The organism is Polycladomyces zharkentensis, assembly GCF_016938855.1.
Taxonomy (GTDB): Bacteria; Bacillota; Bacilli; order Thermoactinomycetales; family JIR-001; genus Polycladomyces; species Polycladomyces zharkentensis.
The window spans coordinates 112311-136182 of sequence record NZ_JAFHAP010000002.1 but is presented as its reverse complement, the minus strand read 5'-3'; the positions used below and the strand labels follow the sequence as shown (position 1 = coordinate 136182).

At 51.9% G+C, this 23872-nt stretch carries 19 protein-coding genes, 3 tRNA genes, 1 other RNA gene, 2 pseudogenes and 1 other annotated feature; of the genes and pseudogenes, 7 read left to right on the top strand and 18 right to left on the bottom strand.

From position 1 onward, the window contains the following. Positions 1-99: 99 nt before the first annotated feature. The 8 genes from ffs to JQC72_RS01535 all read right to left on the bottom strand — a co-directional run bounded on the left by ffs (position 100) and on the right by JQC72_RS01535 (position 5076). Positions 100-365, bottom strand: an RNA gene (gene ffs / locus JQC72_RS01570) — signal recognition particle sRNA large type. Between the two features lie 148 nt (positions 366-513). Further along, positions 514-831 (bottom strand): PepSY domain-containing protein, encoded by a 318-nt coding sequence (locus JQC72_RS01565; RefSeq protein WP_205492363.1) that lies wholly within the window; start codon positions 829-831, stop codon positions 514-516. Positions 832-1254: 423 nt separating this feature from the next. Then, a tRNA-Ser gene (locus JQC72_RS01560) sits at positions 1255-1347 on the bottom strand. Between the two features lie 86 nt (positions 1348-1433). Continuing rightward, positions 1434-1901 (bottom strand): tRNA adenosine(34) deaminase TadA, encoded by a 468-nt coding sequence (gene tadA / locus JQC72_RS01555; RefSeq protein ID WP_205492362.1) that lies wholly within the window; start codon positions 1899-1901, stop codon positions 1434-1436. Positions 1902-1922: 21 nt separating this feature from the next. Further along, positions 1923-2339, bottom strand: a complete 417-nt coding sequence (locus JQC72_RS01550) for a Fur family transcriptional regulator (RefSeq protein ID WP_205492361.1) — start codon at positions 2337-2339, stop codon at positions 1923-1925. Positions 2340-2375: 36 nt separating this feature from the next. Beyond that, positions 2376-3248: a metal ABC transporter permease gene (locus JQC72_RS01545; protein ID WP_205492360.1), complete on the bottom strand. Its 873-nt coding sequence runs from the start codon at positions 3246-3248 to the stop codon at positions 2376-2378. 86 nt (positions 3249-3334) lie between these two features. Beyond that, positions 3335-4123: a metal ABC transporter ATP-binding protein gene (locus JQC72_RS01540; RefSeq protein WP_205492359.1), complete on the bottom strand. Its 789-nt coding sequence runs from the start codon at positions 4121-4123 to the stop codon at positions 3335-3337. Further along, positions 4120-5076 (bottom strand): metal ABC transporter substrate-binding protein, encoded by a 957-nt coding sequence (locus tag JQC72_RS01535; protein ID WP_205492358.1) that lies wholly within the window; start codon positions 5074-5076, stop codon positions 4120-4122. Before JQC72_RS01535 ends, JQC72_RS01540 begins: the two co-directional genes overlap by 4 nt. 172 nt (positions 5077-5248) lie before the next feature. Here JQC72_RS01535 and JQC72_RS01530 point away from each other — a divergent pair. After that, positions 5249-5463 (top strand): annotated as a pseudogene (locus tag JQC72_RS01530) (serine--tRNA ligase); the annotation flags it as partial. Positions 5464-5876: 413 nt separating this feature from the next. On the opposite strand, the gene JQC72_RS01525 reads toward JQC72_RS01530, so the two are convergent. Next, a complete protein-coding gene (locus tag JQC72_RS01525) occupies positions 5877-8021 on the bottom strand; it encodes a YhgE/Pip domain-containing protein (protein ID WP_205492357.1) in 2145 nt (714 codons plus the stop codon). A 98-nt stretch (positions 8022-8119) separates the two neighbouring features. After that, complete coding sequence (locus tag JQC72_RS01520; RefSeq protein ID WP_205492356.1) at positions 8120-8707, bottom strand: TetR/AcrR family transcriptional regulator; 588 nt, start codon at positions 8705-8707, stop codon at positions 8120-8122. 430 nt (positions 8708-9137) lie between these two features. Between JQC72_RS01520 and JQC72_RS01515 the strand changes: the two genes are divergently transcribed. Further along, the gene (locus JQC72_RS01515) at positions 9138-11021 is read left to right on the top strand and encodes a 3'-5' exonuclease (protein WP_205492355.1); all 1884 of its coding nucleotides are present in this window, start codon (positions 9138-9140) and stop codon (positions 11019-11021) included. Between the two features lie 340 nt (positions 11022-11361). Here the strand turns inward: JQC72_RS01515 and JQC72_RS01510 are convergent. After that, positions 11362-11438: transfer RNA gene (locus JQC72_RS01510), tRNA-Arg, on the bottom strand. Positions 11439-11919: 481 nt separating this feature from the next. Here JQC72_RS01510 and JQC72_RS01505 point away from each other — a divergent pair. Next, positions 11920-12168, top strand: a pseudogene (locus JQC72_RS01505) (FAD-dependent oxidoreductase); the annotation flags it as partial. On the opposite strand, the gene asnB reads toward JQC72_RS01505, so the two are convergent. Next, a complete protein-coding gene (gene asnB / locus JQC72_RS01500) occupies positions 12063-13910 on the bottom strand; it encodes an asparagine synthase (glutamine-hydrolyzing) (protein WP_205492354.1) in 1848 nt (615 codons plus the stop codon). The pseudogene JQC72_RS01505 and the gene asnB overlap by 106 nt on opposite strands. A gap of 193 nt (positions 13911-14103) precedes the next feature. Here asnB and JQC72_RS01495 point away from each other — a divergent pair, with 193 nt between their 5' ends. Continuing rightward, positions 14104-14262: a DUF1540 domain-containing protein gene (locus tag JQC72_RS01495; protein WP_205492353.1), complete on the top strand. Its 159-nt coding sequence runs from the start codon at positions 14104-14106 to the stop codon at positions 14260-14262. Positions 14263-14510: 248 nt separating this feature from the next. Here the strand turns inward: JQC72_RS01495 and JQC72_RS01490 are convergent. Continuing rightward, positions 14511-14600 (bottom strand) — tRNA-Ser (locus JQC72_RS01490). Positions 14601-15324: 724 nt separating this feature from the next. Here JQC72_RS01490 and JQC72_RS01485 point away from each other — a divergent pair. The 3 genes from JQC72_RS01485 to JQC72_RS16690 all read left to right on the top strand — a co-directional run bounded on the left by JQC72_RS01485 (position 15325) and on the right by JQC72_RS16690 (position 18594). Then, complete coding sequence (locus JQC72_RS01485) at positions 15325-16122, top strand: amidase domain-containing protein (RefSeq protein WP_205492352.1); 798 nt, start codon at positions 15325-15327, stop codon at positions 16120-16122. 72 nt (positions 16123-16194) lie between these two features. Further along, positions 16195-16650, top strand: a complete 456-nt coding sequence (locus JQC72_RS01480) for a hypothetical protein (RefSeq protein ID WP_205492351.1) — start codon at positions 16195-16197, stop codon at positions 16648-16650. Positions 16651-17445: 795 nt separating this feature from the next. After that, positions 17446-18594: a metallophosphoesterase gene (locus JQC72_RS16690; RefSeq protein ID WP_205492350.1), complete on the top strand. Its 1149-nt coding sequence runs from the start codon at positions 17446-17448 to the stop codon at positions 18592-18594. Positions 18595-18693: 99 nt separating this feature from the next. Here JQC72_RS16690 and JQC72_RS16345 read toward each other — a convergent pair whose 3' ends face one another. The 5 genes from JQC72_RS16345 to JQC72_RS01450 all read right to left on the bottom strand — a co-directional run bounded on the left by JQC72_RS16345 (position 18694) and on the right by JQC72_RS01450 (position 23844). Further along, the gene (locus JQC72_RS16345) at positions 18694-18810 is read right to left on the bottom strand and encodes a helix-turn-helix domain-containing protein (RefSeq protein WP_302104413.1); all 117 of its coding nucleotides are present in this window, start codon (positions 18808-18810) and stop codon (positions 18694-18696) included. 353 nt (positions 18811-19163) lie between these two features. Next, complete coding sequence (serS, locus tag JQC72_RS01465; RefSeq protein WP_205492349.1) at positions 19164-20450, bottom strand: serine--tRNA ligase; 1287 nt, start codon at positions 20448-20450, stop codon at positions 19164-19166. A 44-nt stretch (positions 20451-20494) separates the two neighbouring features. Further along, positions 20495-20746: a binding site (T-box leader), on the bottom strand. A 107-nt stretch (positions 20747-20853) separates the two neighbouring features. Then, a complete protein-coding gene (pdxT, locus tag JQC72_RS01460; RefSeq protein WP_205492348.1) occupies positions 20854-21441 on the bottom strand; it encodes a pyridoxal 5'-phosphate synthase glutaminase subunit PdxT in 588 nt (195 codons plus the stop codon). A 16-nt stretch (positions 21442-21457) separates the two neighbouring features. Further along, a complete protein-coding gene (gene pdxS / locus JQC72_RS01455; RefSeq protein WP_205492347.1) occupies positions 21458-22354 on the bottom strand; it encodes a pyridoxal 5'-phosphate synthase lyase subunit PdxS in 897 nt (298 codons plus the stop codon). Between the two features lie 245 nt (positions 22355-22599). Beyond that, a complete protein-coding gene (locus JQC72_RS01450; RefSeq protein ID WP_205492346.1) occupies positions 22600-23844 on the bottom strand; it encodes a D-alanyl-D-alanine carboxypeptidase family protein in 1245 nt (414 codons plus the stop codon). Positions 23845-23872: the final 28 nt, after the last annotated feature.

Here is a 23872-nt window from a genome sequence, read left to right as displayed (position 1 = left end):
GAAATTTTTTGACGTCTGTTTTTCACATACCTTTTTACATATAAATAAAGGGAAAGCATGGCATGCTACAGAGACACCATGCTTTCCCGCTTATGTATACCGCGCACCCGCCTTCGACCTTTCCGTCCGGGCGGCTCCTGGGCAACCGACTCAGATCAGGCACCCCTGCGGCACACGAGAGGTCTTCCTTAGTGCTGCTTCCGTCAGGACCTGACACGGTTCGGAAGTTCTCGTTGCGCAGGACCCAATCCTCAACATCGCTTACCCAGACCTGACCCCACACGGAGAAGGCCTCAGGACGGGAATTCGACCCCGCTATGCGGATTGCGGGTTACAGGGCACCGCAAGTTCCCCGTCTAGCGCGGTTCTTATATGGTAACACATTTTCTCCGCTTTTACAATGAGAGGGTAGGATTTGCTAAAGACGATCGCACGTACAAAAAATGATTGCTGATCACCAAAGTCGGGTATTCGACAGATCTGGTTACGTGTCAGCTGAACTGGTCGGATAATTTATTTGCAGAGCTTCCCGGTTTTGGCATCCAATTTCACCAGCCGCACTTTACCGTCTTTTCCCTTAATACAAACGTGATAAATAGCCTTCCCTTTTTCCTTTTTCAATTTAACCCATTTTACGGTTCCCTTGTGGTATTTCAACGCGATGAGTTTTGCCCGTTCCTTTGTTAACGTTTGTACCTGTTGTTTTGCTTCAATTTTGACCGTGTGGTGTTGAGCATGGGCTGTATGATCCGGTGCCAAAGAACCCGTTGCGACCATGGTTCCCAACACTGTCCCTACCAAAGCTTTTGCAACCGCCGCTTTTACCAACATGTTTTTGTCCTCCTTTTGGGATGATTCGGTATGGTTTCATCTATGCATCAGTATGGATGTCCAAATTCAGTTCAACTTCGGCCAGACCAGACGTCCCCCTCCTTTCCTGTGCAACATGGGATGCTGTTTGTGGCCCATATTGTCTCTCTTGGCTTGGCCACGGTTTCATTATGCTATCTGAACCTGAAATGCCCTTGAATACAAGCTGAAAATCACCTGAAATCCGGATAAGGAGCCCCGTCGAGCACCAAAAACAAACGCTTCTCATACCCGATTTGGCCCATACCCCTTCCATTTAAATATTCACAATGGATGGGATAAACGGTATTTCCAAGAAAGGTGATGGAGCGTTCAGGGCAATAGCGATGACCAACCATAAAAAAAAGCCACCCCAAACGGGGTGACTCCCTCGCATCTTGGATCTGGCGGAGAGGGTGGGATTCGAACCCACGGTACCGGGAATACCGGTACAACGGTTTTCGAGACCGCCTCCTTCAACCACTCGGACACCTCTCCACAAGGATGCTTGATGTACTGGACAATACATAATCTTAAGGGTAAACTGCCGGGAAGTCAAGGGGAAATCCATCCAACGAACTCCTTTACCGTTTGCGCCGTTCTCTCAGGTCACGGAAAAAATGAGTCAACAGCGAACCGCACTGCTCAGCCATGACGCCGGGAATGACTTCGGCCTGATGGTTGAACCGTTCATCTTCCAGCAGGTTCATCAATGTACCCGCACATCCGGCCTTGGGATCAGAGGCACCGAATACAACCTTCTCGATTCTGGATTGTACGATCGCGCCTGCACACATGGGACACGGTTCCAGCGTCACATACAAGGAACAACCGATCAAACGCCATCCGCCCAGCCGTTCCGCCGCCTGACGAATGGCGATCATCTCCGCGTGCAACGTGGGATCTTTGGCCGTCTCACGCAGATTATGCCCACGGCCGATGATCTCGCCGTTTCTGACGATCACCGCTCCGATCGGTACCTCCCCGATCTTCCAGGCTTTCTCTGCTTCCTCGATGGCAGCCTTCATCCATTTTTCATACTCCGCGTTCATGTGGGTTCTGCTCCTGATGCTTTAATTTTGGTCACAGTCAGCACAACGGCCGTAAATTTCAAAACGATGACCTGTGATGTGGAAGTCCTCGGGTTGACCCAAGATGGCGTTCATGGGACAAATCTCCAATTTTCGCGTCCGTCCGCAAACGGTGCAGATCAAATGGTGATGGTGTGTATCGCCTTCGCAACGGAAGCGATACCGCCGCTCCCCATCCCAATCCGTCCCTTCCAGAATACCCAGATCCTCGAACAGGGAAAGGTTGCGGTACACCGTGTCGAAGCTCAAGCCCGGGTAGGCTTTCTGCATATGGTCCAACACTTCCCTGGCGGACAGATAGCGGTTCTCTTCAGCGAACAGCTGCACCATCATTTCCCGTTTGCCCGTGTATTTATACCCGTTTGCCTTCAATTTCTCCAAAGCACGTCGATAATCCATCCCGATCCGCTCCCATTCCCATTGTTGGAAAAAGGTTCATTCGGACGCTTGTTCCCGTTTTATCCAACGGTACCATCCGATCTGTCGGATTCGTTTCAACAGGATCGTCAACAACAGCCATCCAACGGCGATCAACACGATCGTGCCACCAGGGGCCAAATCGAAGTAAAAAGAACAGATCAATCCAATGATCACGGACGTCTCCGCAAACAGTACAGAGAGCCAAACCGTTTGCCGAAAACTTTGCGCCAATTGCAAGCTGGCGGCCACCGGCAAGGTCATCATCGCCGAGACCAGCAAGATGCCCACGACACGCACCGATGCCGTGATCACCAGTGCGACCAACAGGATAAAAACCAAATTGATTCCGCGACGGGGGATCCCGGAGAGGTACGCGCTCTCCTCATCAAACGAGAGAGCGAACAGTTCCTTATACAAAAGCGCGATCGTCAATACGACGATGACCCCGACAACCACGACCCACTTCACATCTTCATCGTTAACGGCAATGATGGAACCGAACAAATATCCCATGACGTTGACATTAAACCCGTCTCCGGCACTGATCAGTACCACACCGAGTCCGATCCCGCCAGAGAGAATAATGGGAATCGCCAGCTCCTGATACGAACGATACAACCGACGCAACTGCTCGACGAACAATGCACCCGCCACGGAAAAAGCGGTTCCCATATAGAGCGGATTGAATGATTGAAACCAAGGAATTTCCCTTTGCAAAAGCAAGCCGGCGGCAATCCCGGACAGTGTCACATGTGACAATGCATCGGCAATCAGCGACAACCGGCGGACTACCAAAAACACGCCGACCAATGGAGAGATCAGTCCAATGATGACCCCGGCCAGCAATGCATGCCGCATAAACTCATATTGCCACATTGCTTCCATCATTTACGCACCATCAGGGCGTTCACCCTCTATTTTACCACTTGTATTCAAACACGCCCCAATACGCGCTTCCCTCCTCGCTGCCATTCTCATGTACCGACGAACAAGGACTTATCCTCTGTTGTCTCGTGCTGGTGGTCAATCAACTGCACTTCGTGGCCGTAGGCGGCCGTCAGAATCTCTTTTTGCTTTCTGGTAAATTCCTCCGGGTCGCCATGGAAGAAAATCCGCTTGTTCAAACAGGCGATCCGGTCCACATAGGTGGTGACGGCACCGATATCATGCGTGACCAACAACAGCGTCAACTTCTTTTCCCGGTGCAAATGTGTCAGCAACCGATAAAACCGCTCAACTGATTCGGCATCGACTCCAACGGTCGGCTCATCCAATATCAGCAGGTCGGGATCACTTACCAACGCGCGTGCAATAAACGCACGTTGTTGTTGTCCCCCGGAAAGGCGACCGATGTTGCGGTGGGACAAATGACTCAAACCCACCTGCTCGATCGCTTCATACACCTTTTGTTTTTCCTTTCTTCCCATCCAACGGAACAAACCCATTTTCCCGTACAATCCTGTGGCCACCACTTCGAAAACGGTCGCGGGAAACCCCAAATTGAAACTATTGGCTTTTTGGGAGACATAGCCGATCTTGTCGCGATCGCGAAACCGCCTGATGTCCTGTCCCATCAGTTGAATCTCGCCCGCTTGCGGTTTGAGCCAACCGAGCGCCAATTTGACCAGCGTTGATTTTCCTGAGCCGTTCGGCCCGACCAAGGCCAAAAACTCTCCCTGATGCAGTGTCAGGCTCACATTGTCCAACACTTTTTCATTTTGATACGAAAAATAAACGCGTTCCATCCGAATCATATCCGTCATGGTTGGACCCCCCACGCTTGAGCCAGGTTCTTCCGGTTTTTCTCCATAATCGTGAAGTAGTCCTCCCCGCGTTTGATCTCCTCCGGCGTTAACCCTTCCAGCGGATTGAGCGTCGAGGCCTTCGCTCCGATTTCCCTTTTCAGGGTTTCCGCTGTTTTGGCATTGACCAGTGTTTCAAAAAAGATGGCACGCACCTTTTTCCGTTTGGCCGTTTCGATCAACGCCTGCAACTCCTTGGCACTGGGTTCATCGCTCGGAGACAAACCGGCGATGGCGATTTGTTGCAACCCGTAGCGATCCGCCAGATATCCAAATGCCGCATGAGAAACCAAAAATGTCTTGACGGGAGTGCGTTTCACCAAATCCGCATATTCCCGGTCCAACTCGCTCAAACGTTGTTGCAATTTCACATAATTGGCTTCATATTCCGCTTTGTGACGCGGATCGGCTTGGATCAAACCGTCCCGAATGTTGCGTGCCTGAATCATGGCGCGCTTCGGATCGAGCCAAACATGCGGATCAACACCTTCGTGCCCGTGTCCATGCTCCTCATGTTCACCATGATCGGCATGCTCCGCCTCGGCCTTAAGCAACGGGACTCCTTTGGTCGCATTCACCTGCAACGTCCGACTCGGATCGAGCGCCTGTTTGGCTTGTTCAGACCATGCTTCAAATCCCGCACCATTGTAAATGAACACATCCGCTTGGCTCAATCGGGCCATATCCTGAGTCGACAGCTCGAATTCATGCGGTTCCGTTCCGGGCGGAACCAATGTACGGACATCAACCCGATTTCCTCCGATTTGTTCCGCAAAATAGGCGAGCGGATAAATGCTGGCATATACCGCGATCTTACCATTTGCATGATCGGCCGCCTTCGGCTTGGCACATCCCGCCAACGCCGTCAAACTACAAAGCAGAACGGCCAACAAACCGAAACCGATCTTTTTCATTTTGGATACCCACCTTTGACATCTTTTGAATAATCCTGGTCACCGATGATTATACGCCACTCACCACCATTTGTAAAACGGAAAAATTACGATTTAAGGAGGAGATGCGCAAAAAAAAAAAAAGCGGTGCCGAAGAATGGAGGGATGGTTGAGAAATCTCCGATTCCCGACTCTGAACAGGCAGAGCATGACCGGTACGGGTCAGTTGCCCAAATTTGAAGAAGACGCGTTCGGCATGCGGGATACGGAGTATTTCCTCATCCCCACGGCAGAGGTAATTTTCACGCCGGGGAAATCCTGTCGGAGGAGGAGCTGCCGATCCGATATGCGGCGCTCAGTGCCTGCTTCCGTTCCACTGGTCACCCCCTTTGTCGTCGTGGGCTTCTCGCTTCATCCGGCGTGGCACCCTACATCCATCCACGATGGCTTCATCCAAGCCCGGGTGATTGTCATCTCATGAGTTTTTTTGCTTGCATAGCCGTTTCCAGTGTTTGCGTACTTCTCGGCTTGGTTGCACCAACATGCTGTCGGACTTGCGAGAGGGACCAAGCCCTCCCGCATTCGACGCTCGCTTTCGTTCCAACCCTGAAGGGCTGGGTTTTCTTAAAATTGCCCGCGAATGAATTCTCTCGCTCTTCCGGTTTTCTGCTCAGTCAAGCTTGAGAAAGTCATGGAAAAACATTGCCCCTGTTGAAATGACTAGACACGCCCTGAAACCAATCATATAAATACTTTTCATCAACAGCCGGTATTGTTTCACGGGAAACAGGTTTTTCTACTCCAATCGATACAGATTTTTCCTACACGCCAGCTTCCGCTTGTTTTATCCGTTGCAGGCGAAATCCCTGCCACACGCGGTACAATTCCACGACCAGCAAAGCACCTGCCCCAAATCCGACCAAAATCCAGGCATCGCGTGTCAATACGCTGACATCTCCGGTAGAAACGGCGGCACGCAGTCCCTCCACAGAATAGGTCATCGGCAGGTAGGGATGGATGTGACGGAAAAAGGCCGGCAACAACTCGACGGGATAGGTGCCTCCGCTGGAGGCCAATTGCAGCATCAACAGCAAAATGGACAAGAATCGGCCCACGTTGTTCAACAACAGTACCAACATTTGATTCAACGCGATAAACACAAACGACATGAGGATCGCAAACGCGTAAATTCCCACAGGATGTTGCGGAGAAATCCCCAACCCCCTCGTCAGCGCAGTGGTAGCCACGACCGCTTGCAAGACACCGATCAGTCCACCCGCTATCCAGGAGATGCGTTGTTGTTTCTCCAACGGAGACCGGTAGAGATCCAGAATCGTAAACAGAATCAAGCCGCCCACCCACAGGGAAAGCGACAGGAAATACGGAGTCAAGGCAGTCGCATAGTTGGGCACCGGGTTCAATCGGTCTTCCTTCATATCGACCGGATCGGCCATCATCTTGGCTTTGGCGTCGCCCCCACGCAACTGGTCGCGGGCTTTGTCCGTCCCCTCTTCCAATCCGTGAGCCAATCGGATTTGTCCATCCGTGATACGAGTCAATCCGTCGCTCAACCGATCGGTACCTTCATCCAGTTGGGACAGTCCGCCCGTCAGCTGTTTCTGACCGTCGACCCATTGACCGAGTCCGTCTCGCCATTGACCGATACCGGAGATCAGGTTGGCCATTCCCTGTTGAAGCTCACGCAATTTCCCGGCCAATTGCGACGATCCGGACGCCAATTGCGCCGCACCCGCTTGTTGTTGGACGATCCCGTCGTGCAATTGTTCGGTTCCCTGAACCACACGATCCTGACCGTCGGCCAAGCGGCTCAATCCGTCATTTAAATGCGCCACTCCCTGATGCAATTGATCGGCTCCAGCGGACAACCGCTGTCCGCCATCGCGCATTCCCGTCAAAATGATTGCCAGCTTGATGCCGTCCGGGTCTGCTTTCAGCCAAGGATAGCGTTTGAGCAATTGTTGGTATGTCGCTTGCGCCTGTTCGGCTCCTTCCTCCATTTTTTTGCTTCCATCGGCTACCTGCGCGGAACCCGGCAACAATCCGTCGTTTACTTTCCGAGAGGCTTCCTGCAAACCGTCCTTCACCTGCCGAGCACCTTCTTGCAGTTGGGCGGCTCCTTCCGCCCCCCGTTGAATCCCTTGGGATAATTGATGGATTCCGTTATTCAGGCGTTCCGCTCCGGCAGCCAATTGACCGGCTCCATCGCCAGCCCGGGCAGCGCCCTGGGCCAATCCTTGTGCACCGCTGTCCAGCTGGGTACCGCCTTGTTTCAATCGCTGCGCTCCCTGCTCCAACTGTTTGACTCCCGAATTGATCTTTCGACCGGCAGATGCGGCCTGCCCGGTGGAATCGGCCAATGTTCCGGCTCCATCGGCGGCTTTGGCCAAATCTTGGGTGGAATGCTTCATTTTATCCAACATCCCACGAGCGTACATCTCCGTCAATTGTCGCTGGATTTCTCCTTCCATGGCCAAAAAAGCCTTGCGGCCGATTTGGGAGGAAATGAAGTTTTTTCCTTCATCAATATAAAACGCCAATTCCCCTTTCAACGGAGCGGCACTGTTCACACTGACCGCCCTGCGGGAAAAATCCCGTGGAATGACAACACCGAAATAATAGCGGTCTTCCCGAAAGCCTTTCTCCATTTCTTTGCGTGAAACAAAATGCCAATCCAATTTTTTTTCCTTCTTCAATTCCTTGACCAGATCATCACCGGCACGGATCGCCTTTCCATCCGTCACCGCTCCCTGATCTTCATTGACCACAGCGACAGGGAGGCGGTCCACATTTGCATAAGGATCATAAAATGCCCACAGATAAATAAAACTGTAAATGACGGGAACCAAGATAATTCCCAACAACCCCAACCGCAAGCCAGGTTTTTCCCACATGTTCACCAGACCGTACGTTTTCGGCCATCTCCATGCGGTTTTTTTTCTTCTCATTGGCTCATCCTCCCCATCACGGTATACTGACTGGTCAGTACAAATGTCATTATACTTCATCTTTTAAAATTTGCAACCTCAAAAAACACCAATCCAACTCAAGCGGTGATCCCCGTAAACAACAGATGTTCCAAAGTGTCAATGATTTTGGAGATTTCCGCCTCCATTTGTCCCGATTGATCCTGACAACGATAAATCGTGTGCAAAACCGCCACGCTGACGGCCCCAAAAATGGAAGCGGCTGTTTCATTCGGATGGGCTAAATGGAATATGCCCTGATTCATTCCGTTGCGCAAAACCTGCTCAATCAGGTCGGTGTATTGACGGATGCGAGTCCGAAACGCCTGCTGTCGTTCCTTGGACCCCCATACTTCTGTCAACAACAGCTTGGTGAACGTCCCGTGTCCAATCAAAAAATGCACTTGAGCCGCCAACATGCGACGAAGCTGCTCCCGAGGTGACACCGCTCGTTCCATCTCAATTTGTGCGCGATCCAGCATTTTTTCCAAACCTTCGTTCATCAAAGCGATGAAAAGTTCTTCCTTACTTTTGAAATGATAGTATATTGTTCCTTTGGCGATGCCCGCCTTCATGGCGATATCGTCCACTTTTGCCCGTTCAAATCCGTATTCGGCAAAAACTTCGACGGCCGCATCGAAGATAAGATCAATCGTTTCATGACGCATGCTCGAATAAACCTCCATATATTACGGATATGTCCTATTTTATATCAGGAATAAAGGTTCTGCACTAGCACTAAGGCTGTCTGGTGAATACTGTCCACATTGCTTTCCCGGCTCGCTCCACCTGCGCCCTTTTGGGAAGCAGATTATGGCCGCTTCGACCCGGAGCGCAGGCCGCGGGCAAAGTACGCTTCGCTTAGAGGGTATTGCCCGCGATTCAATCCCTGCGCTTCCCGGATCTTCGCTCAGCTGGGCTTGGTAAGTCGCTCGCCTGGGAAAACATTGCCTCCTTACGGGACACGCTCTTTTTAGGAATCGTCTGATTTTATGGATGGGGAGCATCAGTTCGATTGAACTGTCAAATAAAAATGATACAATATGGATTGATTTTTTATTTATAACCTTCTGATACTAGTGAAGGAGAGAACATCTTATGGCCCAAAGTGTACCTGAGAAGCTCCCTTCAACCGTCACCGCAGGTGAACGGCTATTGTTTCAAGTATTGCGTCACTTTTTACCCGACGATTACATTGTCTATTACGAACCGGACATCCAAGGCATGCGCCCGGACTTTGTCCTGATCGGCCCCGATCTGGGGATGGTTGTTCTGGAAGTGAAAGACTACACCAAAAATGCATTGCACCGATTGAATCCGGACCAATGGTTTGTCCAAACCTCCAACGGTTTGACTGTACGGAAAAGTCCGTTGAAACAAGCGAGGGAATATGCTTTTCGGATCGCCAGCCTGTTGGAGCGGGACAAAAGCTTGATACAACTGGAAGGAAAATACAAGCATCGTCTGAAATTTCCCTACGGTTACGGTGTCGTAATGACCCGTCTCACCCGACAGGATCTGAATCAACATGCCCTCGCGGATGTATTGAATCCAAAACTGTGCCTGACACGTGATGACATCGACCCGCAAAGTGAATCTTTCTCTCCCAAGGATCTGTTGCAAAAAATCAAAAACATGTTCGTTGCGTCGTTCCGGCATGTTCCCTTAAGTCAAAAGGACATCCGGACCATTCGTTATCATCTTTTTCCTGAAGTGCGAATCAGTGCGGAATATAAACCTGTCCGTCCATTACCCGGTTCCCGGTATGCACTGGTGGAACTGGACGATGTAAAAGTGATGGATCTCCAGCAGGAGAACCTGGCCAAACAGATCGGGGACAAACATCGATTGATTCGCGGCGTGGCGGGAAGTGGAAAAACGCTGATTCTGGCCAGTCGAGCCAAGATCCTGGCTGAGTCTCATCCGGATTGGCACATTCTCGTTTTGTGTTACAATATCGCTTTGGCTCGATTCATCGATCAAATGATCCAGCACAAATTGCGGGAAAATATCGGCGAACTCAGCGCAGATTCGATGGTAACCCCGCCCCCGAACCGCGGTCGAATCACGGTCCGACATTTTCACCAGTGGCTGATGGAGGTGTTCGGGATTTCGAAAGATGAACAAATCCCTGACGTTCTCAAACGCTTGGAAAAAGGTGTGGAGCATTTTCCCCAATATGACGCAGTGTTAATCGACGAAGGACAGGATTTTTCCAGCGAATGGTTGAAACTGGTGGTGAAACTGCTCAATCCGGAAACGATGTCCCTCTTGATCGTTGAGGATCGCGCCCAAACCGTCTACTCCCGCCGGAGAAACTTTGCTCAGGATATTGGTTTGAGCTTTCGGGGACGTTCCCGTGTTTTGAAGAAAAACTACCGCAACACCGCACCCATTATCCAGATGGCATGGGATTTTTATCAAACACACGGGTTGGCTGACCACGATCAGGGGGACGATATGGAGGTGATCCCTCCTGAAAGCTCTCAACGTCCCGGCGATACACCCGTCATTCACAAAGCGGCATCCCTCTCGGAAGAATTGGCATGGGTGGCACAACAGATCGAACGGTTGCACTATGAAAAACGGGTCCCTTACGAGGAGATCGCCGTTGTATATCGCTACAACAATCAATCATACCCGATTGTGCGGCTCCTTCAACAACACCTGAAACAAAGGGACATTCCCTATTACTGGATATCGGAAAGCAGAGACACCAAAATGAATTTCAACAAAGATGAAGCAGCTGTCAAGATCTGCACGATACACAGCAGCAAGGGACTGGACTTCAAGGCAGCTTTCGTGGCGGGCGTAGACAGTATGCCATTTCACCATCAAGAAGTCAATCCGGCCCAAGAAGCTTCCTTACTGTACATAGGGATGACAAGGGCCCGTGACTATTTGTTTGTATCCTACTCCGGAGACTCGGCCTTCACCCCGTATTTTGACCGGTTATTGCAACAGGAGCCAGTCAGGGCCTAGAACGAACGAAAAAAGCCCCGAGACAAGTTCGGGGCTGTTGTCGTTCAAAGACCATTGCCGTAAACCCCATCGCCGACGGGGCGTACTTCTCGCTTCATCCGGGGCGTGGTAACTCACTTCATTCACTGCCATGACTTTGGTGGCGACCCTTTTCTCTGTTACGAAACGGGCTGTTTACTCGTGAATTTTTCGCATGAACCGCTTTTGAAGCAGACCCATTCCCCATTTGAACAACAGAGTATAGCCCGTGACAACATCCAAAATGAGAAGGACCACTCCAATGGCACCCAGTGACACCGCCACTAACGATCACAAAGTCATGGAGCCTCCTTATACCAAGTGGCGCGCCCGAGAGGACTCGAACCTCCGACACGCGGTTTAGGAAACCGCTGCTCTATCCTGCTGAGCTACGGGCGCATAAGGTCAAAGTTTATTCTACCACATTGGAAATTTTCCTGCAACCGATACAGGGAATGAGAAGGTGTCACTTTCTCTTTCTCCGATTGGACCGTTTTTGCCGACGCCCCCATAGTTCCCGCAATTCCAACACCAAACGAAACAGCGCAATAATGGCGGCCATTAGTTGAATCCAACGTTCCATGGCCATCCCCCTTCACGAGGGTAATTTGTACCCCTATTATAGAACATATGTTCGTATCATGGAAGGGTTTCGACAAAAACGGTCAAGAATTTTTTCATCCTCACGTAAAACAGAGAAACGCTCAGCAGGGAAAACTCAAGCGTTCACCTCATATTATTCACTCTTTGAGAGGGAGGCCTTCTCCAACGGCATAACAATTTGGGAGTGGGGAAAAGATGAAACCGGACATGAACCAGTTTTCGTGCCAACTGACGTACACCCACCGAAAAGACTGACTGACATACATCCAATGAGAAGACGCATGAACACATCCGCAACAATCTGCACCGGCCCCCGATGTATTCCGGTGTGATCGAAGGGCGGGGGCCGCGGTACTGCCGGTTCGTTCTTGCTTCCGGGCAAAACGGTTTTGCTCACATCCGACGCTTCCGTTTGTTCATCTATACCTTGATCGACACGCCATATTCGCGCATCCACATATCCAATTGCCACCAATGGGCAAATAATTGCGGTACGTTCATCAGTTGTCCGAACCAGGGAAGATGAACCTTGGAAAGATCGGAACGGGCAAATGATCGAACCGCTTCCATATCCAAGAGATCACGCAACGGGGATTGCGGATCGTCCAGCAATTGCAGGACCTGATCCACCACAGCGGTTAAATAACCCGGATCGTGCGTTTTCGGGTAGGGACTTTTTTTGCGCCACAACACGTCATCAGGCAGGATACCGGTCAATGCCCGTCTGAGCAGTCCCTTTTCCCTTCCCTCCAATGCCTTCCATTCCCATGGAACGTTCCACATGTATTCCACCAGCGGATGATCGCAAAACGGCACCCGCACTTCCAATCCGACCGCCATACTCATGCGATCTTTGCGGTCCAAGAGCGTCGGCATCCAACGCGTGAGGTTGAGGTAAAACATCTCCCGCATACGGGCGTTCAAACCCTCTTCTCCGTCAAGCGCGGGTACTTCGGCAATCGCTTCCCGATACCGTTCCTGTACATACTCGACAGGATGAGTGATGCGAGTCACCTCCGGAGAGAGGAAGCGGACCCTCTGATCCGTCATGCGCGCCCAAGGAAACGTGGCCGCTTCCACCATTTCCCGTCGGTGAAACCATGGATAGCCCCCGAATACTTCGTCGGCACATTCACCCGAAAGCACCATCGTGGCCGTCTGTTTGATTTCCTTGCAAAACAGGAGAAGCGAAGCGTCCACATCCGTCATCCCCGGCAGATCCCGTGCCCGAACGGCATCCGTCAGTGCCTTGATCAATTCCGGTAAATCCACTTCGATGACGTGGTGACGAGACCCCAAATATTCACTCATCCGTTTGACCCAAGGCGCATCGGCATTGGGCTGAAACTCGTTTGGCGTGAAATGTCGGTCATTTCCCACGTAGTCGACGGAAAAAGTATCCACGGGGCCGGCACCTTCCTCTTCCATCACCCGGGACGCCCAGGCGGAAATGGCACTGGAGTCCAATCCGCCGGACAGCATCGTTCCCACCGGCACGTCGGAAACCAATTGGCGTCGAACCGTATCCTGGAACAACGACCGTACCCGTTCGATCGTGGTCGGCAGATCATCGCTGTGTTCCCGGCTTTCCAATGTCCAATACGGTTGTTTGCGGATTCCGTCCCGGTTGACGATCATCCACCATCCGGGGCGCAATTCCTCCACTCCCCGGAATACACCGTGGCCGGGTGTTCGCGCCGGTGACATTACCAGCACTTCGGCCAGCCCCTCAGCGTCAATGACCGGCTCCACATCGGGATGTGCCAACAGGGATTTCAGCTCGGAACCAAACAGAAACGCGCCATCACGTACCGCATAGAACAAAGGTTTTACACCGATACGGTCTCGCGCCAGAAAAAGTCGTTCTTCCGCTTCATCCCAAATGGCGTAGGCAAAAATTCCCCGTAACCGGCTCATGCATGCCGGTCCCCATTGCATGTACGCCCGCAATACCAGCTCGGTGTCGGATCGCGATTCCATGCGGTGGCCGCATTGCTCCAACTCCCGGCGCAGTTCGTCCATATTGTACAGTTCTCCATTGTATACAATGACGTATGATCGTTCCCCGCTCCGCCGGACCATCGGCTGGGCTCCCCCTTCCAGATCGATGACGGCCAGGCGTCGATGACCCAATGCCGCGTGCCGGGATACCCATTTTCCCTCCGCATCCGGTCCGCGATGACAATGGGTTTGGTTCATTGTCTCCAAAATCGCGACCTGTTTTCGCAAATCCCGTTTCCAGTCAATCCATCCCGTGATGCCGCACATGGGTTTCCCATCCCTCCATGCCGATGATCTCCTGTTGGTTCTGGGCGATTGCCCCACACCCTCATCCTATGTGGTAAAAAGCATCAGGGTGCGCCCTTGACACCGAGTTTCGGAAATACTTCCTGAAATCACCGTCATATTTGCGGCCGGATCGTGAACAATAAACATACGTCCAAGCAAAGGGGTGACAAGCATGGCGCGAGACGTACTGTGCGAAGTCAACAATTGCACTTACTGGGGCGAAGGCAACAAATGCAAAGCCGATCGGATCTATGTCGTCAGCCATCGAGGAGAGCAGGCAGCAAACTCCGAGGAAACCGATTGTCACACGTTTAAGCCGAAAAGATCGTGAAAAAAAGGAGCCGTCATCGAGACGGCTCCGCATCCAATCGGAACGTTCAGTCATTCCCGAACCCTGTCTCCAAACTGAAGAAAATACCTGATGTGCTTGGGTCTTTTACATCCGTTTGAGCTTGTGCACCCCAGACAATTTTCCCGCTCCTGCTTTCCACGATGAAAGCATTTCATTCCCGAAACCGAATATGATGATGTCAAGTCAAAAAAAGCCGTTCTGCATGAGCAGAACGGCTTCTTCCCGATTGGCGGAGAGGGTGGGATTCGAACCCACGGAGGGCGTAAGCCCTCGGCGGTTTTCAAGACCGCTGCCTTAAACCACTCGACCACCTCTCCATGATAGATGAAGACATGATGTCATTATACTCAAACACGTCAAATTGTCAAGGGTTGAGAAACGACGTTGCCCGGAAGAATGTCAAATCAAACGCGATCACGCAAGCTTTGTTGATCCGAAAACAAAAGCAACCCGTCAGCGTCCAACTGCCCAACCGGGCTGGAGGCAGCATTGATCAACACCGTTGCGTCAATGAACACTGGATTCTTGAAACGTTGTTTTTGCGAAGGACCCTCCGGCAACTTCACTCCACATTACCGTTACAAAAAGGAATCTCTCCACTTTTAAAACTTGCCACGATGAAACCGGATTGCAATCGTTTTCATCATGTCGATTTTTGTCAGAAAAAGTCCCATTTTTAAAATAGCACTTCAGTTCTACTCATGTTAATATGTATTTGCAGGAAATAGAACTATAATATGGGAGTGATTAGGGTTGGGACGATTCGTGTATGGGTTGATCGTGTCCGCGCTTTTTGTCACCCTCGCTCTGCCGGCAGGTGTCAACGGTTTCGGCTGAAAAGACGAAGGCTCCCGAGACGGCGCTCACTCATGAGAAGCTTCCGGAAATCTCATACTATCCGGAACCGAAGCCATCGGAAGTACATTCGGCGAAGGCCAAATACGCCAAGACCATGGCTGTCATCGAAGAACTGGCGGAAAAAAAGGCAAGAACATCAAGGCGGACATCAACGATCCGGCCTTTCAGGCGTTTGTTTTTGAATTGGGCTCTGCACCCGGTGAATTGCCAAAGGACGACCGGGATGAGATCGTCGATTTCGTCCGGTTCATCGATCGCTATGAAAATATTAAGAAAAACGAGCAGATCAAAAAATTTCAGGATAAAATCAAACAGGGAAAAGGACTGAGTGACAAGGAACGACGAACATTGCACTCCCTGCTTCCCGTCGATGTGGATCGAGAAACCATCATGAAAAACCAGCAAAAGAGAAAGGTGACCACCCAGGAGACCATCTATCCCTATGATAGAAAAGCCGCCGTGGACTATGCCCATCAATGGTGGGACGGCCGCAACAACGAAGAATACGGCTTTTACTATTGGTATCACGACTGCAACGAGGAAAATCCAGAATGCTGGAATGATTGCACCAACTTCGTCTCGCAAGCCCTGCAGAAGGGCGGTATGGTGGAATGGTACGGGGGAATGCTGCCTCCTGAATACGACTGGTATTACAATGACTGGTGGTTACTCGGCCCCAGCCATACCTGGGGAGGCGCCAACAACTTTTTCCAACATATGAAAGTCCGGGCCAAATTGACCGACAACCCCCTCGATTTGGACATCGGTGATGTCATCAACATCAACTTCAGCAACGACCCGGATGTGGACCATACGGCCATTATCATGGTGGCGGATGGCATCGTCAGAAAGAGGACGCAGCACACGGAAGACAAAAAAGATGTTGACATTTCCGATGTGCTTAACCAAAGAGGTTTCACCGTTTATATGTGGGAGTTGGATCAGGCCAATCGCCAAGGTCCTTTCGTCCCCCCGAAATAATGCGGCAAAAAGGGAGACGGGAAATCATATTCCCGTCTCTCCACTCATTTTTGTGGAAGGAGTGCTGATCGAGTGAAAAGGATCTGGTGGCTTCCTCTGTTATTCATTTTGCTATTCATCTTTTTGTGGGGCTGTTCCAATCAGGGAACTCCATTCCAATTCACCCAACTGAAAAAAATGGGGAATCTCCCCATACCCGATAGCGCCGTACCCGATCCCTCCCGATCGACCGGAGAAAAAGCGGCATACACCATCGATGCCGACGATTTTTCGACCGACGTGGTCTATCGAAACCAGATCGTCCGGCTGGTGGGAGAGGACTGGTTGGTATATTCGGAACACGCTCCCAAAGTCATCCGCGCGAGCAAAGGTTCCCATCATTACCGGATCTTCATCGGACACAACAGGGACGGGGATACGGTTATCACCGTTGAACCGGCGGGAGAATCGTTGCTGAAGTATTATGATCGGATGCAGTCGGTCGTTCCCGGTAGAGGGGAACGAAAACCGGGGCGGGTGAAGTCGTGAGATCAGTGACGACCCACCATCCCGACCGAGCCCGCGTATGGGTTTGTCAGCAACATCAGAGAAAGAAAATGTCCTGAGATCAACATCTCAGGACATTTTTCCACTTAAAAGGCGTTCATTGGGGAGTTTCAATTGGGGAGGCTGTATTTTCGGTGGGTGTATTTCTGGCAGGCTCACATGAACGGCGTTTGTTCAGTCCGACTTGGTTCCGGGACATGTAATTTCTCCGCCCCGGTTGGGTACCACCATGTTGCGAACAGGAAATCATCGCCCTTTGATGGAATGAACGTCTACCCCTGGAGTATGTATGGTCATGCAATCACCCTTTGTGGCGGACTCACCTGTGGCGGATTCACTTGTGAAGGATTCATTTTTGGTGCATCTCCGTTGGATTCCTTCGGTTCTTGAGATCCAAATACACCCTTATTGAGAGACTGTGATTTTGATACTGACTTTTGAGACCGAAAGAAAGCTTGTTTGGTGGTAACACAAGGGGTCCCCTCGGGTAAAAATGTTGCCGCCTGAGCGAATCACCAAACACACCCCGGAGTCACTCGACAGAAACATGGGGAACGCGAGTGGGGAACCGCTTTGGAGCAGTTCCCCGAACCGTCTTTTTTCCCAGACCGCTTGAATTCTCGTCATTTGGCACAGTATTTCGCTTTGGATGAAGTACGCCTATAATAAAAAATAACACGCAATATCAACCAAAAGATTCACGAAAGTCATCTGATCCTATTCACTACGCCCTGTTTAATATTATCTCGAACTATACCACGGAGGGGATCAACAAACGTGTGGGGTCTCATTATAACTGTATTTTTAGTGTTATATGGTGTGATGTGTTACTACATAGGCCGCAAGGGATGGAATACTCTTGGCAAATCGGCTTCCTGTTTTAACCGGACACTTTATTTGGTTGTTTTCTTCTTATTGGTCTTGCCCTTCCCCGTAGCAGAACTGGGAGAGGATGTTCTACCTGCCTCCATCGCGCCCTGGTTCATCATTTGGGGAGGGTATTCGATGGTGGCTGTTTTGTATGTTTTTTTGTTGCTCCTGACGATCGATTTACTCAGGCTGATTGATAAATGGGTCAATTTTGTACCCGCGGTCATAAAGGAACATCCAAAGACGCCGCTGACTTTGGGTGTCGTGGTGGTCATCCTCGTTTTGGGTACCGTGGCTTATGGCGGTTGGAATGCCCGCAACTCGGTAATAACAGAATATCATGTTACGGTAGACAAAGATGCCGGCCCCCTGCAGCAACTCCAAATAGCCATGATTTCTGACATTCATTATGGCCCCATTATTGATACTGAACGGCTTAACCGCTTGATCGAAATGATTCATGAAATCAAGCCTGACATCGTTGTGCTGGCTGGAGATATAACGGATGGGAGTCTCCCGCAGAGAGAAGCCAGAAAATTAGCTGAAGTTTTGGCGCAGATACAAGTACCATACGGAACATTCGCTGTTCCCGGGAACCATGATCGTGATCTGCGCGATGATAACAGTGCATTAATGCGATACTTGAAAGAAGCAAGGATCCATGTCTTAAAGGACAACTATGTCAGCGTCAGAGACAGCTTTTATCTCATAGGGAGAGACGATCCCAATCGACACAGCGTACCGGCACGGATGGAACTGAAAGATTTAATCAAGGGGATTGATTCTTCCAAGCCCTTAATTCTATTGGACCACCAGCCCGTTGATCTGAAAGAGGCCGAAGCAAACGGCATCGATCTGCAACTGTCTGGACATACCCACAGTGGACAAATATTTCCCGCTAACCTGATAACCGGGCTAGTCTACGAACTGGATTGGGGCCTGCTAAAGAAAGGGACCTACCACCTCATCGTATCATCAGGTTACGGTACATGGGGTCCACCGTTACGAATCGGCAACCAACCGGAAGTGGTCAGCATTAAAATGACCTTCCAATAATGATTGTTAATGGCAATTCGCTGAAAAATTCGGATCAGGTAAAGCTGTCATTAGGGGTAAAGCAGATTCCATCCATTGGAACTAAACTCCTCCGGTCCTTTATTTGGACGGTTTTTTCTTACCCAGATACCGATAAAGTGTCGCCTTGGACACCTGAAGCGTTTCACAAATCTCCTGAATGGAAAGATTGGGGTCGTTTATAAGAGATTGAGCCATTTTCAGTTTCCTGTCATCCATCACCCGCGGCCGTCCGCCTAACCTCCCCCGTGCGCGGGCCGCCGCCAAACCGGGCTTGCTTTCTCTCCCGGATCATCTCCCGTTCCAAATTGGATGCGCTTCAACAATATGGGTGCGAGAAGATTTTTACTGATCGGACAAGGGAGGGGAATCCCACGGCGACCAAAGGGAGTGCCTCTGGTGCTTTAGCCTTGGGGAGTGTCGAATCCCCCAGATTGGTTCAGAGAGATTTATTGAGAAAGGAATGGGACCTGTTTTCCCGTTGCGGTATGTAAGGAAATACCACCGGGAAAACGGTCCCCCCTTCACGTTCATCCCTGCTTTTCCTTCCGTCACTGTCCCGCCGGACGGATGAATTCCTTTCCGCCCATGTAGGGCTGGAGCGCTTTCGGAATCCGCACGCTGCCGTCGGCCTGCTGATGATTTTCCAAAATGGCCGCTACCGTCCGCCCGAGCGCCAATCCCGAACCGTTCAGTGTGTGGACGAATTCCGGCTTGCTTTTCGGGTTGCGGCGAAAGCGAATGTTGGCCCGACGGGCCTGAAAATCCTCAAAGTTGCTGCAGGAGGAAATCTCCCTGTAGGTTCCCGAGCTGGGCAACCAGACTTCCAAATCGTATTTTTTTGCGGCGGTGAATCCCAGATCGGCCGTACACATGTTCAATACACGGTAGGGTAATTCCAGCAGCTGCAGGACTTTTTCCGCATCCTCCACCAATGTCTCCAGCTCCTGATAGGAATCCTCGGGGCGGACGAATTTCACCAACTCCACTTTGTTGAACTGATGGAGACGAATCAACCCGCGGGTATCCCGTCCGGCGGAACCGGCCTCCGAACGGAAGCAGGCACTGAGCGCCGCATATCGGATCGGCAGCTCCTCCTCCAACAGGATTTCCCCGGCGTGAAAATTGGTTACCGGCACCTCTGCCGTGGGGATGAGGAAATAATCCGTATCCCGCACGCCGAACGCGTCTTCTTCAAATTTGGGCAACTGACCCGTACCGGTCATGCTCTCCCTGTTCACCATATAAGGTGGTATCATCTCCACGTACCCATGTTGTTCCGTGTGCAGATCCAGCATGAAGTTGATCAGTGCCCGTTCCAGCCGGGCACCCGCCCCTTTGTAGAAGACGAAGCGGGAACCGACCACTTTACCCGCACGCTCAAAGTCCAGGATATCCAACGCTTGCGCAATTTCCCAATGCGGTTTCGGTTCAAAATCAAAGCGGGGTACTTCTCCCCAATGGCGGACAGGGACATTGTCTTCCTCGCTGTCCCCCACCGGCACGCTTTCGTGTGGCAGGTTGGGGATGGTTAACAGGATGTCTTCCAATTCCGCTTCTACTCGACGCAGTTCCTCATCCAACCGTTTGATCTCGTCTCCGACCCGCCTCATGTTTTCAATCTCGGCGGTGGCATCTTCTCCCGCTTTTTTCTTTTGGGCGATTTCCCGGGAAACCGTGTTGCGCCGGTTTTTCAACTGCTCGGTTTGTCGCAGGAGTTCCCTTCGCTTTTCGTCCAGTTGCTGAAAGGAATCCAGCCCGCTGATATCTTCTCCGCGATGTTGCAACCTGGCTTTCACTTCATCAAACCGATTGCGCAACAGTTTCATGTCCAGCATGCACGATCAACCTCCCAATCCAAAAATAAAAAACCTCCCGCCACCGAAGGGACGGAAGGTTCCGCGTTGCCACCCTTGTTGACCGAAAAGGATGGTTTCCCACCGTTTCGGCCCGCTCTCCGACGGAGTAACGTTCCGCCTGACGGAAGCGTTTCGGGCACGGAACCGTTGACGGGTCCGCGCTTTCACGCCCTGCTCCGAGAGGGATTCCCTTCATCCGGCGGGACGGTTCGCACCACCCACCGCCTCTCTGTAACCGCCAAAATGAAGGTACTTGTTCTCATCAGCGCATTTGGCATATGTCAGATGGATTTCCGTGGCACATCTGGATGCCGGTTATTCACGTGTTGAATCCACGGTTGCTTTGGTGCTTTCTATCCTATTATCATCCAACATCCCGCATTTAAACCGTCGGGACTTGCAGGGATTCCTTGACCATGTCCACGAAATAGGCGTGTACCCGTACGTCATCAGTCAGCTCAGGATGGAATGCGGCACCGAGCAGGTGACCTTGGCGGGCCGCCACGATTTTTCCGTCAATCTCGGACAATACTTCCACTCCGTCACCCACTTGTGTGATGTACGGCGCCCGGATGAACACCGCACGGAAGTCATCGGCCACCCCGCGAATGCTCAGATCGGCTTCAAAACTTTCACGCTGACGGCCGAATGCATTCCGTTCCACGGCGATATCCATTAAACCCAAATGGTGGGTATCCGTCCCTTCGATGCGTTTGGCCAGCAGGATCAGACCGGCGCAGGTACCGAACATCGGTTTCCCCGCTTCGGCCATCCGTTTGACCGGCTCCACAAGGTCGTATTTGTGCATCAGCTTGCTGATGGTGGTGGATTCCCCGCCCGGAATGACCAAGCCGTCCAGATCGGCCAGCTGGTCGGACCGTTTCACCGGCACCGCGTCGGCGCCGGCCATTTCCAACAGACGCAGATGCTCCCGAACGGCTCCCTGCAAAGCGAGCACCCCGATTTTCATCGTGCCATTCCTCCCATTACCAGCCGCGTTCCTGCATGCGGTCTTCTTTGGCGAGGCGGGAAATTTCGATTCCCGTCATCGCGCCGCCCAACCCTTTGGAAAGATGGGCGATCAGCTCAAAATCTTCGTAGTGCGCCGTCGCTTCCACGATCGCACGGGCATATTTTTCCGGATTCTCCGATTTGAAAATCCCCGAACCGACGAAGACGCCGTCGGCACCCAGGTGCATCATCAACGCCGCGTCCGCCGGTGTCGCCACACCGCCTGCGGCGAAGTTGACGACCGGCAGGCGCCCGGTTTCGTGCACTTGCAACAACAGCTCATACGGCGCCCCCAGCTGTTTGGCTTCCGCCATCAGCTCATCGCGGGACATCGATTGCACCTTGCGGATCTGGCTCTGCATCATCCGCATATGGCGGACGGCTTCGACGATATTGCCGGTGCCGGGTTCCCCTTTGGTCCGGATCATTGAAGCGCCTTCTCCGATCCGGCGCAGCGCTTCGCCCAAATCCCGCGCTCCGCAGACGAATGGCACGGTAAACTGCGTTTTATCGATATGGTACACGTCGTCCGCCGGCGTGAGCACTTCACTCTCGTCGATGTAGTCCACGCCCAGCGCTTCCAACAGACGTGCCTCCACGAAGTGTCCGATGCGCGCTTTGGCCATGACCGGAATGCTCACCGCATTCATCACTTCTTCGATGACGGTCGGGTCCGCCATCCGCGCCACGCCGCCCGCGGCCCGAATATCTGCCGGGACGCGCTCCAGCGCCATGACGGCCACCGCGCCGGCGGCTTCCGCGATTTTGGCCTGTTCGGCATTGACGACATCCATGATGACGCCGCCTTTTTGCATTTCGGCCATGCCGCGCTTGACACGGTCCGTACCTGTGATCACGGTTTTCTCAGCCATTGCTTCTCCCCCTGCTCTTTCCGATCCCGATGGGTCTCCATCCAATGCATGTATGCTTGATCGTTGATTGTATTCTCGCACTCAGTATATTTATTATACCAAATAACCGTGGAGCTGTGAGAGACCAACCCCCGGGATGACTGATCAACCCATCCCCACAAAGAGAAGTTACTTGCCGGGAAAAGGCTGTTTGATCAGACACATCCTGACGATAGTCGACAAATCGGTTTCACCGGTTGTCATCATCAGGAAAACAGACCACTGACTTCCTCACCGATTTTCCGGAAAAACAGCTCCCACCAGCTGGCTTTTTCCACATCCTGAAGAACCTTGACGGGAATGGGATCTGGATTTTTCATCTCTTTCCCATCATACAAAATTCGCAGTGTACCGACTACCTCTCCGGCACGAAGCGGTGCTTCCAGTTTTTTTATGTAATGCACTTGCAAGTCGAACCGGCCCTCTTGGCCTTTTTCAACCGGAAACACGACAGGACGATCTGTCACCAGTGGAATCTCGGGCACCGCACCGTCCGTTACCGGCACACGTTCGTATCCTGGTATCACTTGCCCGCCCGCAAGAATCGTTTTCAGGGTGAATTGGCCGAAACCGTAATCCAACAGTTGCTTCGTGGCTGTAAATCGGGTGCTTTCGGCCGGTGTATCCATCACAACGGTGATCAACCGCATCCCATTTTTCACGGCGGTTCCGGTAAAACAATATCCCGCGTTTCTGGTGTGACCGGTTTTCAATCCGTCCACGCCGGGGTAATAAAATTTGAGTCCCGGCAACATAAGATTCCAGTTGGTCAGACGTTGTTGGCGCGATTCCCCTTTTCGAAACACGATACGCGGTTGGGAAATGATCTTGGTCACTTCCGGATAATCTTTCAACAACCGACGTGCCAAAAGCGCACAGTCACGGGCGGACATGACATGGGAGCCCGGCACGTTGGGCGGATCGTCATACAAATGGTTGTCCAGCCCCGTCGCATTGTGGTAATGCGTCCGGGTCATTCCCAATTCCCGGGCCTTGCGGTTCATCAATTCCACAAACGCTTCTTCGCTCCCGCCGATTTTTTCGGCCAAGGCAACGGTCGCGTCGTTGGCCGAATAGACCGACATGGCCGTAAACAGCTCCAATACGGTCCGCTTTTCACCTTGCACCAAATTCACTTGGGCCTCGTTCACACCCGCGGCGTGCTTGCTTACCGTCACCTGATCTTCCCAATGAAGTTCCCCTCGCCGAACCTTTTCCATGACGATGTATTCCACCATCATCTTGGTCATGCTGGCCGGCGGACGAGGTACATCCGCTTCTTTCTCCGCCAGCACCCGGCCGGATTGGAACTCCATCACGATGTAGGAAGCAGCGCGAACCTGAGGCGGTTTTGAAGCGGCCTGTGCCGGTACGAGGGAGGGAAGCAGACAAAAGATCAGTAGGAGTGCGGCGATTTTTCTCTTTGGAGCACTCCGAAACCAGCGACGCAAACGGGTCACCTCCGGCGACAATTGGAAA